The sequence below is a fragment of the Nitrospirillum amazonense genome (genome assembly GCF_029594735.1).
In the GTDB taxonomy this organism is placed as follows: Bacteria; Pseudomonadota; Alphaproteobacteria; order Azospirillales; family Azospirillaceae; genus Nitrospirillum; species Nitrospirillum amazonense.
Genome location: NZ_JARPAF010000002.1, coordinates 1,497,356 through 1,515,053 on the forward strand (window position 1 = coordinate 1,497,356; position 17,698 = coordinate 1,515,053).

17 protein-coding genes are annotated in these 17,698 nt (G+C 68.2%); 8 read left to right on the forward strand and 9 right to left on the reverse strand.

The window, feature by feature from the left end; translation table 11 throughout:
• The first annotated feature begins 119 nt into the window (after nucleotides 1-119).
• The 5 genes from P5F91_RS12915 (at nucleotide 120) to P5F91_RS12935 (ending at nucleotide 5,303) form a co-directional block, all read left to right on the forward strand.
• On the forward strand, nucleotides 120-1,052 hold the full coding sequence (locus P5F91_RS12915) for an alpha/beta fold hydrolase (protein WP_277907347.1): 933 nt from the start codon (nucleotides 120-122) through the stop codon (nucleotides 1,050-1,052).
• Between the two features lie 134 nt (nucleotides 1,053-1,186).
• The gene (locus P5F91_RS12920; RefSeq protein ID WP_277907348.1) at nucleotides 1,187-2,821 is read left to right on the forward strand and encodes an amidohydrolase; all 1,635 of its coding nucleotides are present in this window, start codon (nucleotides 1,187-1,189) and stop codon (nucleotides 2,819-2,821) included.
• Nucleotides 2,822-2,924: 103 nt separating this feature from the next.
• Nucleotides 2,925-3,731, forward strand: coding sequence for a tetratricopeptide repeat protein (locus P5F91_RS12925; protein ID WP_277907349.1), 807 nt, complete (start codon nucleotides 2,925-2,927; stop codon nucleotides 3,729-3,731).
• A gap of 2 nt (nucleotides 3,732-3,733) precedes the next feature.
• On the forward strand, nucleotides 3,734-4,498 hold the full coding sequence (locus P5F91_RS12930; protein WP_145609546.1) for a tetratricopeptide repeat protein: 765 nt from the start codon (nucleotides 3,734-3,736) through the stop codon (nucleotides 4,496-4,498).
• 106 nt (nucleotides 4,499-4,604) lie between these two features.
• On the forward strand, nucleotides 4,605-5,303 hold the full coding sequence (locus P5F91_RS12935; protein WP_145609545.1) for a peroxiredoxin-like family protein: 699 nt from the start codon (nucleotides 4,605-4,607) through the stop codon (nucleotides 5,301-5,303).
• Nucleotides 5,304-5,357: 54 nt separating this feature from the next.
• Here the strand turns inward: P5F91_RS12935 and P5F91_RS12940 are convergent, their stop codons facing one another.
• Complete coding sequence (locus P5F91_RS12940) at nucleotides 5,358-5,966, reverse strand: hypothetical protein (RefSeq protein ID WP_145609544.1); 609 nt, start codon at nucleotides 5,964-5,966, stop codon at nucleotides 5,358-5,360.
• Complete coding sequence (locus P5F91_RS12945) at nucleotides 5,963-6,793, reverse strand: MerR family transcriptional regulator (RefSeq protein WP_186454615.1); 831 nt, start codon at nucleotides 6,791-6,793, stop codon at nucleotides 5,963-5,965. Before P5F91_RS12945 ends, P5F91_RS12940 begins: the two co-directional genes overlap by 4 nt.
• A gap of 302 nt (nucleotides 6,794-7,095) precedes the next feature.
• On the opposite strand from P5F91_RS12945, the gene rpsD reads away from it, so the two are divergent.
• The gene (gene rpsD / locus P5F91_RS12950; protein ID WP_145609542.1) at nucleotides 7,096-7,710 is read left to right on the forward strand and encodes a 30S ribosomal protein S4; all 615 of its coding nucleotides are present in this window, start codon (nucleotides 7,096-7,098) and stop codon (nucleotides 7,708-7,710) included.
• Nucleotides 7,711-7,803: 93 nt separating this feature from the next.
• Here rpsD and P5F91_RS12955 read toward each other — a convergent pair whose 3' ends face one another.
• On the reverse strand, nucleotides 7,804-8,358 hold the full coding sequence (locus tag P5F91_RS12955) for a cytochrome b (protein ID WP_211106859.1): 555 nt from the start codon (nucleotides 8,356-8,358) through the stop codon (nucleotides 7,804-7,806).
• 18 nt (nucleotides 8,359-8,376) lie between these two features.
• A complete protein-coding gene (locus P5F91_RS12960) occupies nucleotides 8,377-10,875 on the reverse strand; it encodes a cation-translocating P-type ATPase (RefSeq protein WP_277907350.1) in 2,499 nt (832 codons plus the stop codon).
• Nucleotides 10,876-11,121: 246 nt separating this feature from the next.
• Between P5F91_RS12960 and P5F91_RS12965 the strand changes: the two genes are divergently transcribed.
• A complete protein-coding gene (locus P5F91_RS12965) occupies nucleotides 11,122-11,511 on the forward strand; it encodes a VOC family protein (RefSeq protein ID WP_004272924.1) in 390 nt (129 codons plus the stop codon).
• 477 nt (nucleotides 11,512-11,988) lie between these two features.
• The gene (locus tag P5F91_RS12970; RefSeq protein WP_277907351.1) at nucleotides 11,989-13,005 is read left to right on the forward strand and encodes a sulfotransferase family protein; all 1,017 of its coding nucleotides are present in this window, start codon (nucleotides 11,989-11,991) and stop codon (nucleotides 13,003-13,005) included.
• A gap of 53 nt (nucleotides 13,006-13,058) precedes the next feature.
• On the opposite strand, the gene P5F91_RS12975 is transcribed toward P5F91_RS12970, so the two are convergent.
• The 5 genes from P5F91_RS12975 to purQ all read right to left on the reverse strand — a co-directional run bounded on the left by P5F91_RS12975 (nucleotide 13,059) and on the right by purQ (nucleotide 17,587).
• Entirely contained in the window at nucleotides 13,059-13,349 is a 291-nt protein-coding gene (locus P5F91_RS12975) for a hypothetical protein (RefSeq protein WP_277907352.1), read from the reverse strand.
• 389 nt (nucleotides 13,350-13,738) lie between these two features.
• The gene (grxD, locus tag P5F91_RS12980) at nucleotides 13,739-14,077 is read right to left on the reverse strand and encodes a Grx4 family monothiol glutaredoxin (RefSeq protein WP_004272927.1); all 339 of its coding nucleotides are present in this window, start codon (nucleotides 14,075-14,077) and stop codon (nucleotides 13,739-13,741) included.
• Nucleotides 14,078-14,295: 218 nt separating this feature from the next.
• On the reverse strand, nucleotides 14,296-14,532 hold the full coding sequence (locus P5F91_RS12985) for a BolA family protein (protein WP_040846404.1): 237 nt from the start codon (nucleotides 14,530-14,532) through the stop codon (nucleotides 14,296-14,298).
• A gap of 149 nt (nucleotides 14,533-14,681) precedes the next feature.
• On the reverse strand, nucleotides 14,682-16,901 hold the full coding sequence (gene purL, locus P5F91_RS12990; protein ID WP_277907353.1) for a phosphoribosylformylglycinamidine synthase subunit PurL: 2,220 nt from the start codon (nucleotides 16,899-16,901) through the stop codon (nucleotides 14,682-14,684).
• Nucleotides 16,898-17,587: a phosphoribosylformylglycinamidine synthase subunit PurQ gene (gene purQ, locus P5F91_RS12995; protein ID WP_277907354.1), complete on the reverse strand. Its 690-nt coding sequence runs from the start codon at nucleotides 17,585-17,587 to the stop codon at nucleotides 16,898-16,900. The genes purL and purQ overlap by 4 nt, the downstream gene beginning before the upstream one ends.
• Between the last annotated feature and the right edge of the window lie 111 nt (nucleotides 17,588-17,698).

Sequence of the window (17,698 nt, forward strand, 5' to 3'; positions counted from 1 at the left end):
CCGTCCTGACCGGTCTTGCTGTTTTGGGGGGAAGGGAGGCACCCTGGTGCTCCTACGCCGACGGGTCGGCCAACGATACGGGGAAGGCAATGCGGTCAGGGACGATGATACGGGCGGCGATGCTGGCGGCAGCCTTGGCGATGGCGCCCTTTATGGCGCCGGGGGATGGGCACGCGGCCGATGCCGCGCAACCCGCCACCGCCGGACGGGCGGCGAAGAGCGAGGCGCAGACCATCCAGCTGTTCGGCGCCTCCATCAAATATTACGAGGCGGGGCAGGGCCCGACCCTGGTGCTGGTCCACGGTTTGGGCAGCAGCGCGCAGGGCGACTGGGGCAAGGTGATGGCCGACCTCGCCAAGACCCACCACGTGCTGGCGCTGGACCAACTGGGCTTCGGCGCCTCGGACAAGCCCATGATCGACTACGCCATCCAGACCTGGGTGGATTTCCTGGGCGAATTCCTGCGGCAGAAGAAGGTGACGGACTTCACCCTGATGGGCGAATCCCTGGGCGGCTGGATTTCGGCGCAATACACCATCCAGGCCCTGGACGGCATCGCCGCCGATCCCGCCTTCGCCCTGCCCAAGCCGTCGCGGCTGGTCCTGTGTGACGCCGCCGGCCGGCATGACACCATGGCCAAGGCCTTTGGCCCCAAGCCGGCGGGCGCCGACGCCCCGCCCCCCGCCGCCTCGCTGGCGGGGCAGAAGGCCATGCTGGGCGCCATCTTCCATGACCCGCGCTGGTCCACCGGGCCGGCGGCCCTGAAGCGCGGCTTCGCCTGGAGCCTGTCCAAGGGCGACGCCTGGACCATCCACGCCGTCTACAGCAACCCCGCGCTGCTGAACGAGACGGTGGATGGCAGGCTGAAGGACATCACCATCCCCACCCTGGTGGTCTGGGGGGCGGAGGATAAGCTGTTGCCCCCGGCGGATGGCCAGTTCTACGCCGACGGCATTCCGGGGGCCAAGCTGGTCACCATCCCCGACAGCGGCCACGCCCCCATGATCGAGACGCCCAAGGCCTTCCTGGCGGCGGTGGAGCCCTTCCTCTAGAATTTGACCGCAAGAAAATCCCCTGTACCCTTGGCGGCAATGAAACCAAGGGGATGGGGATCATGATGCGAATGGGACGGGTCGCGGCGGCGGTCTCTGGTTTGGCGCTGCTGACCGGCCCGTTGGGGGGCCCAATGGGGGGCCAGGCATGGGCCGCGCCCACCCTGCTGGTCAACGCCCTCATCCATACCGAGGATGCCGCCCACCCCACGGCCAGCGCCCTGGCCTGGGATGAGAGCGGCATCCTGCTGGCGGTGGGGGAGACGGCGGACCTGACCCAGCGCTATCCCGGCGCCGCCACGGTGGATGCCGGCGGCGCCCCCGTGGTGCCCGGCCTGATCGACGCCCACGGCCATGTGCAGGAGGAGGGGGCGGCGCTGCTGACCGCAGACCTGTCGGGCAGCACCAGCAAGGCCGAGATCCTCACCCGCCTTAAGGCGCAGGCGGCCAAGCTGCCGCCCGGCGATTGGCTGCAGGGCTGGGGCTGGGACCAGAATCGCTGGGCGGACAAGGCCTTCCCCACCGCCGCCGACCTGGACGCCGCCTTCCCCGACCGGCCGGTGCGGCTGGAGCGTATCGACGGCCACGCCGTCTGGGTCAACAGTGCCGCGCTGCGTGTCATGGCGGCGCAACCCAGGGCCAAGAGCCTGGACGGCAGCTGGCAGCCGCAAGGCGGCCGCATCGTGCGCAAGGGCAAGAAGGCCACCGGCGTGCTGATCGACAACGCCATGGACCTGCTGACCGAGGCCCTGCCGCCGCGCACCGATGAGCAGATACGCCAGAACTATAAGCTGGCCTTCGCCGAGATGGTGTCGCTGGGCCTGACCGGCGCGCATGAGCCGGGCATCGACCTGCAGTCCTTCCGCGTGCTGCAGGACATGGCCGCCAAGGGGGAGGTGCCGGTGCGCCTCTACACCATGGCCGACGGCGACCATGAGGCGCTGGCCTGGCTGTGCAGCCAAAACGGCGGCTATACCGACCCCACCGGCCGGGTGCGCATGCGGGCGGTGAAGCTGTACATGGACGGCGCGCTGGGCAGCCGGGGCGCCAAGCTGCTGCGCCCCTACAGCGACGATCCCGGCAACAGCGGCATCTACGTCACCAACCCCGCCGACTATCCCCGCATCGTGGCCAAGGCTAAGGGTTGCCACCTTCAGGTGGCGACCCACGCCATCGGCGACGGCGGCAACCGCCTGGTGCTGGACACCTACGCCAAGGTACTGGGCGCCGACGCCAAGAGCGACCACCGCTGGCGGGTGGAGCATGCCCAGATCCTGACCCTGGATGATATCCCGCGCTTCGCCCAGCTGGGCGTCATCGCCTCCATGCAGCCCACCCACGCCACCTCGGACATGCCGTGGGCGGAAAAGCGCCTGGGCCATGATCGGCTGGCCGGCGCCTATGCCTGGCAGAGCCTGCGCCACGCCGGCGCGCGCCTGGCCCTGGGCTCCGACTTCCCGGTGGAGAAGGTGAACCCCATGCTGGGGCTCTATGCCGCCGTCACCCGCCAGGACCTGGCCGGCCAGCCCCCGGGCGGCTGGCTGCCCGACCAGAAGCTGACGCGGGAGGAGGCGCTGGCCGGCTTCACCCGCGACGCCGCCTACGCCGGTTTCATGGAAGGGGAGGTGGGCGCCCTGAAGCCCGGCCTGCGCGCCGACTTCGTCATCCTCAGCGCCGATCCCCTGACCGTGGCCCCGCGCCAGATCGCCGACATCAAGCCGCTGTCCACCTGGGTGGACGGCAAAAAAGTGTATGCGGCCGGGAAATAGGATTTGGCGCGCCTCTGGAGTTGCGCCCCTGGTGTGTCGCAATCGTCCTGATAGAATGATCGCCAACGTGCGACGATCGCATGGGATGGGGATGGGGGGAGCGATGCGCGCCGGGGTGTTTGCTGTTCTGTTGATGACGGGTCTGGCCTTTTCGACTGCTTCCGCATGGGCACAGGATCAAGAGACCGCTCCGCCCGTTCAAATCCCCGCCCAAGGCCAGGCGGCGCCAGCACCCGTTGATCCCAAGCCCGCTGATTCCAAGAAGGCTGCGGAAGAGGCTGAAGACCAAGCCATGCTGCGCGTCATCGGCGAAGGGGTGCAACTCATGCGCTCTGGCCAGCCGCGCCAAGCCATCGCGTTCTTCGACCAAGTGATCGCCACTTATGAGGTCCGTTACAAAGACAACCCGGACAGGCTGTACTGCGGTAGCAGCCCTGCCGAGATTCTGGCGTACATGCTATTGGCGGCCAGCCAGAAACCGACGAAATCGGCTCACGCCGTGCCAAACACCTGGGGCGCCGCCTATTTCTTCAAAGGCTTCTCCCTCGTGGAACTGAAAGATCTGGACGCTGCCAAGGCTAGTCTGGAGCGGGCCCGCGACCTGTCACCGTATAACCCTCATTATCTGAACGAGCTGGCCAACATCTATAAGTCGGAGAAGAACTGGCCCCTGGCGTTGGAGACGTATCAAGCGGCGAAAGAGCATTCCGCCGTCTTCGCTCAAAGTAAGGAAAAAGAGGAGCAGGTGGCCCTGCATGGCATCGCCTTCATTTACTCCGAGACCGGCAAGCTGGATGAGGCCGAGGCCATCTACAAGCAGTGCCTGGCGAAGAACCCGCAGGACGCCTACGCCCAGCACGAGCTGGACTATGTGACGCAGCAGAAGGCCAAGCAGGCGCAGGTTCATTGAAGATGCGGGGCGGTACCAGCCACCCCTTGCCGATCCTGGCCCTGCTGGCTTGTGCCGCCTGCGCCGGGCCGCCGGCGGGTGGGACGACCGCCCCGCCAGTCAAAGCACCGTCGGTCGCCCCTTCCTTGCCCACCGCCGATCTGACCCCTGACCCGGTATTGGGCAAGGCCTTGCTGGAGGGGCTTTTGGCGGTGCGGGCGGGGGATGCCCGGCGGGCGGTGGATGGCTATTTCAATCCGGTCATCAACGCTTATGAACGGCGCTACAAGGCGGTGCCGGGGCGCCTCTACTGTGCCCGCAGCATGGAAGAGGCTGCCCGCTACATGAAGGACGCCCTGCGGGCGCATCAGCCGGCACGGGTGGTGGAGGCGGGACTGGTCCTGGCTTATGTCTACCGGGCCCGGGAACTGATGATACTGGATGACCCGGCGGGAGCGCAGGTGGGGCTGGAGCGGGCGCGGGCCCTGTCGCCCGCCAACGCCGCTGTCCTGCTGCAGTTGGGGGCCGCGTACAAGGCCCAGCGCATGTTGCCTCAGGCACAGGAGGCCTACCAGGCGGCGGTGGACTCCGCCGACCTGTCGCCACCGGAAACCAGACCGCAGGAAACGGCCGACGCCTTTTATGGTCTGGGCAGCACCTACGTCGCCATGGGCCGCTTGGATGAAGCCGAGGCGACCTACCAGCGCTGTCTCAAGGTGCTGCCCGGCAATGCCCTGGCAGAGATGGAACTGAAAGAGATTGAGCGCCAGCGGGCCCAGGGCCATTGAGGCGGGCACTTCATCCCGGCCAATAAGACGCTCAAGGATTACTCGGGTTTCTCAAGAGTCCGTCGCTGGCACAGTGGCGGCAACCGTCAAACCTGGGAGCCCGTCCATGATCCAATCCGCCGAACCCACCCTGACCCAGCTGTTCGCCGATCTGCACGCCCACCGGGTGGCGACCATGGATCCGGCCCAGCTGCAGATCAACATCGACCAGCGGCGTGAACTGGTGGAGACGGCGGATCGCAGCGCCTTCGTGCGGCCGGGCGACCGGCTGGTGGGCGAGGTGCTGCAGGATGTGGAGGGCGGCACGCTGCACCTGGGCGCGCTGCTGGCCCGGGGGCCGGTGGCGCTGGTCTTCTTCCGCTTCGCCACCTGTCCCGCCTGTAACATCGCGCTGCCCTACTACCAGCGCCATCTGGAGCCGGGCTTGCGCGCCCTGGGCATCCAGCTGGTGGCGGTCAGTCCCCAGGTGCCGGAGCGGCTGGTGGAGATCAAACGCCGCCACGACCTGACCTTCACCGTCGCCAGCGACCGCGACAACACCCTGGGCCGCCGCCTGGGCATCGTCTTCACCGCCAACGCCGCCTCCCAGGCCAGCCAGTTGGCCAAGGGCACCTCGCTGGGGGAGGTCACGGGCACCGGCACCTGGGACCTGCCCATGCCCGCGGTGCTGCTGCTGGACCGCGACGGGGTGGTGCGCTACGCCGACGTCACCCCGGATTGGCTGGCGCGGACGGAGCCCGGCCCCATCCTGCAAGCCGCGCGCACCTTGGCGTTCCAGGATGCCGCCCGCCGCGCGGCGGAATAGCCAACCGTCCCATCATCCCTGGGCCATCATCCCTGGGCCATCATCCCTGGGCCATCATCCCTGGGCCAGGCGCGCCCTGTCGCCGCGTGGTGACGGGCGCGGCAGATCTTCCATTGCCAGGCGCACGGTGGCGACGGCCAGTGGCGTCACGGCCAGGGTCAGCAGCAGGTAGACGCCGCCGATGGCCAGGGTGTAGCCGGGCATGCTGCCCAACTGCCGTGCGCACCAGCCCACCAGGTCGCCCAGTGGGCCGGGGCCGTTCTCCGCCAAGCTCCAGTTGTTGGCGGCGGCGAGCCCGCGCAGGGCCACGAAGGCCTGGGCATAGGCGATGGCATGCAGGGGGGCGCGGTCCAACCGTCGCCACGGGTTGACGTAGAATCGCAGGAAGGAGCGTCGGGGCCGGCGCAACCAGTGCGGTTCCACGTCATGGGCGTGTGCGATGCCGAAGAGATAGAGTGCGGTCAGGAAGGCGGCGCCCAGGCCGGTGGCGATCCAGGATCGCGCCAGGGCAAGGCCGTCCGGCGACGCCAGGAAGCTGTTGCCCTCATGGACGCCATAGGCGCGCAATGCCAACAACGTCGTCCAGATGTCGGCGCCGCTGGCCAGCAGATAGGCGAGCAGGTATTGCAGGGCGGATAAGGCCAGGCGGCTGCGTCGGGTCATGCTTTCTCTCCCGGCAAGGTCGTGGGCGGCGTGGTGGCCAACGCTTCGGTCAGGAAGGCGAAGGCGGCCGACAGGGGGGAGGCGGTCTGGAAGTCCTGGGCCAGCTGCCGCATGTCGGTTCCGAAGGTGGCGGACAGCGCCTCGCCGTCGGCTTCCCCCACCAGGGCCACGATCTCCCGCCACTCCCGCGCCAGTTCCCGCACGGCTGGTGACGCGGCGGTGTGGTTGGCCTGGCGCAGGCGGTCGGCGGTGGTCAGCGCCTGCGAGATGCGGTGGCGCAAGGTGGGCAGGTCCACGCCCGTGCCCATCAGCCGTTCCGCCATCGACACGCGCAGGCGAGCGATCTCCGGCTCCAGGCCCCGGCCCTCCGCCAACTCGGTCAGCAGGCGGCGCACGTCGTCGGTGGTCAGCGTCTGGGGGGCGGTGGCCTGGCGGGCCAGGTTGATCAGTTCATCCACCGACAGGAGCTCGCCCGCCGCCAGCCGCTGACGGGCGTGCGTCACGGCGTCCAGGCGCTGGCGCAGCGCCGCGATCTGCTTCTCCAGATGGCGGCTTTGCAGGTCCACGATTTGGGCCAGATCGGCGCCATGCCCGGCCAGCACCTCGCCGATCTGGCGTAGCGACAGGCCCAGGCCTTTCAGCGCCAGGATCTGGTGCAGCCGTGCCAAGTCCTCGCGGGTATAGCGGCGCCAGCCGCCGGCCCGCCGTTCGGGCGTCAGCAGGCCGGCGCGTTCATAGACGCGCAACGCCTTGGGCGTGACGCCCAGTTTGGCGGCGACGTCGCCGGGGCCGAGGCCGGCGGTGGCGGGGGGCTTTCTCTGGTCCATAAGGCCAGCGTAGAACCGGACCCAAGGTCCGGTGCAAGCGCCTCTTGCCCTCCTTCCGCACGATCCGCTAAACGGGCGTCGCATGGGCCGCCTGCGGCCGGCGCCGGTGCATGGGCTGCGGTTTCCGTTGACTTGGCCGGCGTCGTGCTTATAGTGCCGGCCTTCCCTTCCCGGGAAGGTGGGTCCGGGGGATCTCTCCCCTTGTCCCCGTCCATGGGTTCCGATCCGGATTGTTGCCGGATAGGGGCGCCATGGAACTACCGGGACAACAAGCCGCGACAGCGGCACTCTGGAGCTTAGAGATGAGCAAGCGTTTAGAGTCCAAGTACAAGATTGACCGCCGCCTTGGCGTCAACCTGTGGGGCCGTGCCAAGAGCCCGGTCAACCGCCGCGAATACGGCCCCGGCCAGCACGGCCAGCGCCGCAAGAAGCCGTCCGACTTCGGCCTGCAGCTGATGGCCAAGCAGAAGCTGAAGGGCTACTACGCCAACATCGGCGAGCGCCAGTTCCGCCGCATCTACCAGGAAGCCGTCCGTCGCAAGGGCGACACCGGCGAGAACCTGATCCAGCTGCTGGAGCGTCGTCTGGACGCCGTGGTCTACCGCATGAAGTTCGCGCCGACGCCGTTCGCGTCGCGCCAGATCATCAACCATGGCCACATCCTGGTGAACGGCAAGCGCCTGAACATCGCCTCCTACCGCGTGAAGGACGGCGACGTGATCGAGGTCCGTCAGAAGGCCAAGCAGTTCGCCATCATCCTGGAGGCCGCCGCCTCGGGTGAGCGCGACATCCCCGAGTACGTGCAGGTCGACACCGGCGCGCTGAAGGGCACCTTCGTCCGCGCCCCGAACCTGGCCGACGTGCCGTACCCGGTGACCATGGAACCGAACCTGGTGGTCGAGTACTACTCGCGCTAATCCAGGGTCCTCCGGGAACCGACAAGATCAGGCCGCGCCCCTCGGGACGCGGCCTTTTCTTTTGGCGCGACCCGGCTGGCGCGGCCCGGGCCATCAGCTCCGGTGGCGGAGACGGGGCGTCATGCGGTCCATGATCCGGTCACGCCACAGCACGACATGGGCGGCCACGGCGGCCACGTGCAGGCCGACCAGGAGCAGCAGCACGGTCACCAGGGTTTCATGCACTTCGCCCAAGGCCCGGCCGACGGTGGAGCCCGTGGCCACCAGGGCCGGCAGGTCCAGGATGCCGAACAGGGTCACGGGCCAGCCGCGCCGCGACGCGTCGGCCCATCCGGTCAGCACCAGGGCGAAGACCAGCAGGTACAGCAGGCCGTGGACGGCCGTCGCCGCCCTATGCTGCCAGCGGGGCAGGCTGGAATTGGCCGGCGGCTGGGGCGTCAGCACCCGCCAGGCCAGGCGCAGGGCCATGATCGCGCCGATGGCCACGCCGAAGGACAGGTGCAGGTTGACCAGGCCCTCCGGCGGCATGCCGCGGCGCAGCTCCGGCATGGTCCAGCCCAAAGCGTATTGCACCACCAGCAGGGCCACCACCAACCAGTGGAACCCCTTCATGGCGCCGCCGTACTCGGCCAAGGGTGTGCGATCCATCTGTTTCCTCCTTCCAGGTCAACGGCGCAGGTGATCGGCCCAAAGGGGCTTCACCATCTCCAGGGCCAGCACCATGACGACGGCGGCGGCGAAGGCCACGGCCAGGTCGTCGGCATGCAGGGGCCCGAAGGCGAACAGGGCGGCCGCGGGCGGCCAGGCGAGGGTGGCCGCCATGACCGCGCCCATGACCGCCAGCACCGTCCATAGCGCGGTGTTGGGCCGCAGCAGCGCCGTCAGCGGCGACGCCGCGAAGGAGCGGTTGACCAGCACCAGGCCGAAATTGATCAGCATGAGGGCGACGAAGGCCAGCGCGCGGGCCTGGTCGGCCGGCATGCCGCCGTTCAAGGCCGCCATGAACAGCACCGCCACGACGGCGAAGGCGACGATGCCCTGGGCCAGGCTCCACAGCACCAGCGCGCGGGAAAACAGGGTGCTGCCCGGCGGGCGGGGTGGCCGGCGCATGATGTCCGCCTCCGACCGTTCCGCTTCGAAGACGATGGAGCAGACGGGGTCGATCACCATTTCCAGGAAGGCGATGTGCACGGGGGTCAGCAGCAGCGGCAGGTCCAGCGCCAGCGGCAGCAGCGCCAGGCCGGCAATGGGCACGTGGACCGCCAGGATGTACCCCATGGCCTTGCGCAGGTTGTCATAGATGCGCCGTCCCAGCCGGATGGTGTGGACGATGGACCCGAAGTCGTCGTCCAGCAGCACCAGGGACGCCGCCTCGCGCGCGACATCCGTGCCACGGCCGCCCATGGCGATGCCGATGTCCGCCGCCTTCAGCGATGGCGCGTCGTTCACGCCGTCCCCGGTCATGGCCACGATCTGGCCGTCCGCCTGCAGGGCCTTCACGATCGCCAGCTTGTGCGCGGGGCGGGTGCGGGCGAACAGGGCGGCCCCCCGGATGCGCGCCGCCTGTTCCCGGGGCGGCAGGCCGTCCAGTTCCGCCCCGGTGACCAGGGGGCCGTCGGGCAGGCCGGCCTGGACGGCGATGGCGCGGGCGGTTTCGGGATAATCCCCCGTGATCATCACCACGCGGACGCCCGCCGACAGGCAATCCCGCACCGCCGCCGGCACCTCCGCCCGCAGCGGATCGCTGAAACCCACCAGGCCCAGCAGGTGGCAAGGATAGTCGCGGCGGTCGGCGGGCAGCGGGCTGTGCGTTTCGCCGCCGGCGACGGCCAGCACGCGCATGCCGTCGCGGGCCAGGCCGTCCACAGCGCGCAGCATCGCCGCATGCGCGCGCGGGTCCAGCCGGCACAGCGCCGCCACCGCCTCCGGCGCGCCCTTGGCCGCCACGATGGCCCCGCCCTGCGGCGGCTGCCAGACCTGGGTCACCGCCGGCAGGCCCGGCTCCAGCCCGTGTTCCCGCACCAGGACCCAGGAGGGCTCCGGCGGATGCAGGCCCAGACGTTCGCCCAAGTCGCGGAAGGCGCGCTCCATGGGATCGAACGGGTTGGGGGCGCTGGCCAGGATGCCATGCCACACCAGTGTGCGGGTGGCGGCGGCCTCTGTATCACCGGGCGTCAGGCGTCGCGCCAAGTCGCCGGCGTTCCGCATCTCGGCGATGGCCATGCGGTTTTGCGTCAGGGTTCCGGTCTTGTCCGTACACAGCACCGTGGCGGCGCCCAACGCCTCGATCGCGGCGGCGCGGCGGGTCAGCACCCGCGCCCGCGACAGGCGCCACGCCCCCATGACCATGAACACGGTCAGCACCAGGGGGAACTCCTCCGGGATCATCGACATGGTCACGGCCAATCCGGCGAGCGCGCCTTGCAGCCAGCTTCCCCGCGCCAGGCCGTAAAGCACCATGACCAGGACGCTGACGGCCAGTCCGGCCACGGCCACGCCGCGGACCAGGCGGCGCGTCTGCCGGTTCAGCCGGGTGGGCTCCGGATGGATGCCTCCAAGGGCCAGACCGATCTTGCCGATTTCGCTGCGACGGCCGGTGGCGACGGTGGCGCCGCACCCACGGCCGCGCACCACCAGGGTGCCGGAAAAGGCCAGGGGCAGGTCGTCGCCCCCCGGGGCGGCGGCAGCGTCGTCCGGGCCGCCGGGGCGTTTGCGCACCGGCGCGGATTCCCCGGTCAGCAGGGATTCATCCACCTCCAGATCCTGGGCGGACAGGAGGTGGATGTCGGCCGGCACCCGGTCGCCTTCCTCCAGGAACACGATGTCGCCGGGCACCACCTCCCGTCCCGGAATGCGGACGCGCGCGCCATCGCGCAGCACTTGGGCCCGGGGGCTGGTCAGGGTGCGCAGCGTGTCCAGCACCCGCTCGCTCCGGCTTTCCTGGGCGGCGGCGATGCCGACCGACGCGGTGGCGAAGGCCAGCAGCATCAGGCCTTCGCGCAGGTCGCCCAGCACCAGGTAGATAAGGGCGCTGGCCACCAGCAGGCCGAACATGGGTTCGGCCAGGATACCCAGCAGGATGCGGAGGAAGGGGCGCCTGTCCGGCCGGGGCAGTTCGTTGTAGCCCTCGGCTGCCAGGCGCCGTGCCGCTTCCGTGGCGGACAATCCGACGGTCGGAACTGGGTCACGCGGCATCATGGCACCGGGGCGGATGCGGTATTCAGGCGGTGGTAGTGTGCCGCGATGCCGGGGCGGGGGCCTTGATTTAGGTCAGGGCGACGGGTGGATACCCGCCGCCCCGCGCCTCTTTGCCGCGCGACCATCCGGGGCGTGGCCTTTTCTTTTGGTTGTGGCAATGCGATGCTGCGCCATCACACCAGCAGAGGCCGGCAGGGCCAGCGGGGGAGCGGCATGGAACGGGTCACGGGCATTGGCGGCGTCTTCATGAAGGCGCGGGATGTGAAGGCGTTGAGCGCCTGGTACCGCGACGCCCTGGGTGTTCCGCTCAGCCCGTATTTCGCCGGCGCCAAATTCAGCTGGCCGGAGGGGCAGCGCCCCGACCGGCCGGGCACCACCGCGTGGAGCCTGTTCCCCGAGGACAGCACCTACTTCGCCCCGTCCACGGCGCCCTTCATGATCAATTTCCGGGTGGACAACCTGGATGCCATGTTGGCGCAACTGCGGGCCTTCGGCGCCGCCGTGGATGAGCGGGTGGAGCAGAGCGAATTCGGCCGCTTCGGCTGGGTCATGGATCCGGAAGGCAACCGGGTCGAGCTCTGGGAACCGCCTCCCGGCAAATAGTCCTGCGTTCCTTAACCCCGCGTTCCGTCTGCCCGCCGGCGGACTTCTGCGCCTGTTGGCAGCTCGGCCCTGCGCTTGAGAGATGCCTGGGCGGAGGCTGCCCGCCCGCCATTATCCTATCCAAAAAATTAAACCTGCTGGCTTTGCGTTGGCGGACGTGTGCACGCCTGGGTGGAAGGATGTGGCAGCGTTCAGACCAAGGCCTAGGCCAAATTAAATAATGTTTGCAAATATGGATAGTTTTATTTTGTGTAACCTATAACGATGGTCGTGCTTCGTGTATATCTAATGGATGGCCGGGTTACTGGAATCCTAGACGGAAGAATCCGCCCCTTGATCACAAATGAAAGCAGGATCTTTAATCTCCAAACGTAACAGGAAAGTCACGAAGAGAACCTGTGACTTGTGGACGCATCCCAGCCTGGATTGATCCGTGGACGGTGCTGTTCGCCCAATCACTGTAATGGGGATTTGGTCTTGTCGAACGCCTATGCCAAGAATTGGGACAGTCAAAGTCGTGCCGGTGCCCCGGTGTCCCCCCGCGCCCGGCCTGTCCACAGTCAGGTTGGCACGATAGAACGGCTGCGGCGGCGCTTCGCTGATTTGCCGGCGCCGGTGATCGTCTATAACAAGTCGCATTCCGGCAGCCGGCTGCTGGCACAGATGCTGGACGACCAGGGCGTGTTCATCGGCGGCAAGCTGAACGAGTCCAACGACGCCATGGCCATTCTGCCCCTGGTCGAGCGGCTGGTGGAGGACTATTACCCCGATTACCACGCGCTGTGGGATCAGGAATGGCCCACCGACCTGGAGGCCCTGTTCGTCACTGCGATGATGGAGCATCTGGCGGGCTATGACGGCTATTCGCCCTGGGGCTGGAAGCTGTGCGAGACGACCTACATCGTCCCCATCATCGCCGCCGTCTTCCCCGAGGCGCGTTTCATCCACCTGCTGCGCGATGGGCTGGACGTGGCCTTCAGTGACCATGTGCCGCCTCAGGCCCGCTTCTGGCGCAAGGTCTACTTCAATAATGGCGACATCCAGGGCTGGCGCGGCCTGTCCATGACCAATCGCGCTTATGTCCGCCGGCCGCACGTCTATAACGCCCTGCACTGGATGAATTCGGTGGAGGTGGGGCGTACCTACGGCGCCATGCTGCAGGAACGCTACCTGGAGGTCCGGTACGAGGATTTGTGCCAGGACTTCATCCCCACCTCCCGCCGCATCCTGACCTTCATGGGGCAGGGGGCGGACGAGGCCGCGCTGATGAGGCGGTCCGCCTCCGTGCGCAAGGGGGCGATCGGCAAGCACCATCGCCACCGCCGGCAGCGGCGCCAGGTGGTGCGCTTGATCGAGCCCACGCTTTTGTCCCTGGGGTATCTGGAGGCGCCCAGCCAGCCCACCCTGATGTGGCGCCTGCGGGAGCGCTGGTACAGCGTGCTGCGTGAGGCGGGCAAGGGCTGGGACCGGCTGCGGGGGCGCCGCCCCGGGTAGGAGCCCCGGGCGGGATGCCCTGGGTGGGATGCCATGGATAGGATGGCAGGGGATCAGCTGGCGGCCTTGCTCAGGCGCCGGCGGTTGGCGCGCACCTTGCGGCGGTAATGGGCCAGCACCTTGGCGGCGGCGCCATCGGCGGTGGCGCCCAGGCCGCCGGTCAGCGCCCGCATCTGCAGGTCCAGGCCGGCGGCGATCTTTTCGCTGATCATGCGTTGCGCCTCCGTCTGCGCCGCGGCTCCGCCGGCCGCCAGTTTCATGGTGCGCAGGGTGATGACCTGCAAGGCTTCCATGCCCAGCAGCCAACTGTCGAAGCCATTGCGCATCCAGGCGTTCTTCGCCATCGGTGTCTCCGCGATTGGGGGCGAGCCCGACTTAAACGGGGCGCGCCCCATCTTTGTTCCGACACTCTCATTGCCGTCACCTGGAACAAAACCCGGCTTCGCGAGGTTTCAGTCGGCGTTGGCCCAGTCTTGTGGGGCCGCTCTCAAGAACTGAGAGATCGAGAACCAAAATACAAGGAGATCGCGGCGATGCGATATGGGCTGTTATGGCTGCTGGGGGTGCCGTTACCCGTCCTGATCATCATCTATCTGATGTTTCATTAAGGGCCTGGTGTTCCATAAAGGGACGGCGCCGCGACCGCGTCAGGCGGCATTCCAGCGTGCTTAAAGCGAAAGGGCCGCGCCCGGCATCCCGGGGCGGCCCTTCGTCAATTTTCAGCCCTGGGTGATCAGGCGGCGGCCTGGGCGGCGACGCCCTTCTCGGCCAGCAGCTGCACCAGCTCACCCGATTCATACATGTCCCGGATGATGTCGCAACCGCCCACGAACTCACCCTTCACATACAGCTGCGGGATCGTGGGCCAGTTGGTGAATTCCTTGATGCCCTGGCGCAGGGCCGGGTCGACCAGGATGTCGATGCCCTTGAACTTCACGCCCAGGTGGCTCAGCACCTGCACGACGGCGGCGGAGAAGCCGCACTGCGGGAAAACGGGGGTGCCCTTCATGTAGAGCACGACGTCGTTTTCGGTGATGTCGCGGCGGATGCGCTCTTCGACGGTCTTGTCCATGTACGATCGATCCTCTGGTGCCGGGGCCGCCTTCCTCACGCGGGGAAGATGGTCGGCGGTCTAACCAAGCCGGCCAAACGGGGCCGGTGTTGCTGGCGACCATGATACCGCTGGCGGCGGCTTGGTTCACCCAACAACGTGTACCCATCATAAATGAGCGCGCGCCGGGCGTCTGTCCAGAGGGAATAGCCGGCGCATCGCCCCGCGATGTTCGCGGATCAGTCTTGCGTGGCCGCCGTGGTCAGGGCCAGGGCGTGCAGTTCATTGCCCATGCGGCCGCCAAGGGCCGCGTAGACCATCTGGTGCTGCGCCACCCGGCTCTTGCCCTTGAAGGCCGCCGCGGTGACGTAGGCGGCATAATGGTCGCCGTCGCCCCGCAGATCCTCGATACGCACCTCGGCGCCCGGAATGCCTTCCCGGATCAGGCGCTCGATTTCAGAGGCGTCCATGGCCATAAGTTATTTCCTTTCTATGTTCCCTCAGGCGCCGGGCGGCCGCATCCGCGGCCCTGGCTTGTCCTTGCTGCGCCCTGCGGTACTCGCTCCGGCGCCCGCAGTCGCGGGCTACGCTGGCATGAACAAGTTATGCCAGCGCTCCCATTTACTTAGGCGTCGCCGGCCATGTAGCCGGGCAGCCAGCCTTCGTGCACCTCGCGCAGGTCGGCCAGCGCCAGGGCGCCGCCGCCCAGGCCGGTGATGGCGTCGCCGCCTACCGTGCCCAGGGTGGTGACCGGTACACCGGCGGCCTTGGCGGCGTCGGTGACGGCGGCCACATCGCCGGCGGCCACGGTGACCAGGTAGCGGCCCTGGTCCTCACCGAACAGCAGGCCGGCGTCCGCCGCCTCCAGGCCGGTCAGGGCGATGCCCTTCTTGCCGCGCAGGGCCATTTCCGCCAAGCCCACGGCCAGGCCGCCGTCGGCCAAGTCATGGCAGGCGGTCAGCTTGCGGGCCTCGATCAGACCGCGCACCAGGTCGCCGGCACGGCGCTCGGCCGCCAGGTCGACCGGCGGCGGGGCGCCTTCCTCACGGCCGTGGACCTCGCGCAGGTACAGCGACTGGCCGACATGGCCTTTCGTCTCGCCGAATAACAGGACGGTGTCGCCCGCGTTCTTGAAGCCGCTGCCGATGGCCAGGGCGCTGTCCTTCAGCAGGCCCACGCCGCCGATGGCGGGGGTGGGCAGGATGCCTTCGCCGTTGGTCTCGTTGTACAGGCTGACGTTGCCCGACACGACGGGGAAGTCCAGGACGCGGCAGGCCTCCGCCATGCCTTCGATGCAGCCGGCGAACTGCCCCATGATGCGGGGCTTCTCCGGATTGCCGAAGTTCATGTTGTCGGTGATGGCCAGGGGCAGGGCGCCCACGGTGATGATGTTGCGGTAGGCTTCCGCCACCGCCTGGGCGCCGCCGCGCACCGGGTCGGCGTAGCAGTAGCGCGGGGTGCAGTCGGTGGTCATGGCCAGCGCCTTGGGCGTGCCATGCACCCGCACCAATGCCGCGTCGCCCCCCGGGCCGATCATGGTGTCGGCGCCCACCTGGCTGTCGTACTGCTCCCAGATCCAGCGGCGGGAGGCGAGGTCCGGCGTGCCCATCAGGGCCAGCAGGGTGTCGCGGGCCGACGCCTTCAGCGGGGCCTCCGCCGCGGCGATCTCGGCCTGCGGCGGGGTGGGCTCCGTCGGGCGGTTGTACAGCGGCGCCTTGTCGAACAGGGGCGCCAGCTCCACGTCGCACCAGGTGTGGCCATGCATGCGGATGACCATGCGGCCGTTGTCCGTCAGCTTGCCGATGACGGCGAAGTCCAGTTCCCACTTGTCGAAGATGCGCTTGGCCTCTTCCTCGCGGCCCGGCTCCAGGATCATGAGCATGCGTTCCTGGCTTTCCGACAGCATGATCTCGTACGGGGTCATGCCGGCTTCGCGCTGGGGAACGGCGTCGAGGTCCAGGTCGATGCCCAGGCCGCCCTTGCCCGCCATCTCGACGGAGGAGGAGGTGAGGCCGGCGGCGCCCATGTCCTGGATGGCGACGATGGCGTCGGTGGCCATCAGCTCCAGGCAGGCCTCGATCAGCAGCTTTTCGGTGAAGGGGTCGCCCACCTGCACCGTCGGGCGCTTGGCCTCGCTGTCCTCGGTGAACTCGGCCGACGACATGGTGGCGCCGTGGATGCCGTCGCGGCCGGTCTTCGATCCCACGTACACCACGGGCTTACCCACGCCGGCGGCCTTGGAATAGAAGATCTTGTCCGTCTGGGCCACGCCCACGGTCATGGCGTTGACCAGGCAGTTGCCGTTGTACGCCTTGTGGAAGTTGGTCTCGCCGCCCACGGTGGGCACGCCGACGCAATTGCCATAGCCGCCGATGCCGGCCACCACGCCCGCCACCAGGTGACGGGTCTTGGGGTTGGCGGGCTCACCGAAGCGCAGGGCGTTCAGGTTGGCCACCGGGCGGGCGCCCATGGTGAAGACGTCGCGCAGGATGCCGCCCACGCCCGTCGCCGCACCCTGGTAGGGCTCGATGAAGCTGGGGTGGTTGTGGCTTTCCATCTTGAAGATGGCGGCCTGGCCGTCGCCGATGTCGATGACGCCGGCATTCTCACCGGGGCCGCAGATGACCCAGGGCGCCGTCGTCGGCAGCTTCTTCAGCCACACGCGCGAGGATTTGTAGGAGCAGTGCTCCGACCACATGACGGAATAGATGCCCAGTTCCGTCAAGGTGGGCGTGCGGCCCACGCTTTCCAGCATGCTGGCGTATTCGTCGGGCTTCAGACCGTGCTCGGCCGCCAGCTCGGCGGTAACCTTCGGTTCGCGGTCAGGGGTGTGGGTGACGCTCACGACAGGCTCTCCAGCAGGCTGGTAAACAGGGCGCGGCCATCGGTGTTGCCGTGCTGCGGGTCAAAGGCGCGTTCCGGGTGGGGCATCATGCCCAGGACGGTGCGCGTCTCGTTGAAGATGCCGGCGATGTTGTTGGTGGCGCCGTTGGGGTTGCCGGCCTCGTTCACCACGCCGGCGGCGTCGGTGTAGCGGAAGGCTACGCGGCCCTCGCCTTCCAGGCGCTTCAGCGTCTCCTCATCCGCCACGTAGTTGCCCTCGCCATGGCCCACCGGGATGCCGATGTGCTGGCCGGGGGTGTAGTGGCGGGTGAAGGCGCTGTCGGTGTTCTCCACCTTCAGGTCCACCGTCTTGCAGATGTACTTCAGCGACTGGTTGCGGATCAGCGCGCCCGGCAGCAGCCCCGCCTCCGTCAGGATCTGGAAGCCGTTGCAGACACCGATGACCTTCACGCCCTGGGCGGCCCGCTCCTTCACCACCCGCATGACGGGGGAGTTGGCGGCCATGGCGCCGCAGCGCAGGTAATCGCCATAGGAAAAGCCGCCGGGAACGGCGATGACGTCGACCTCGGGCAGGTCGGTGTCGCGGTGCCAGGCGTGGAAGGTCTTGTGGCCGGAAACCTGTTCCAGGGCCACGGCGATGTCCCGTTCACAGTTGGAACCGGGAAAGACGATGACGGCGGACTTCATGGGGCCGCAAATCCGATCGTTGGAGGCCGGGGAAGGCGGGATGCCCACCGATCTTAAGCCGGCGCAACACCCGTCGTCTTGTGGGGCGGAAGCTAGCCGCGCCGATGGTCG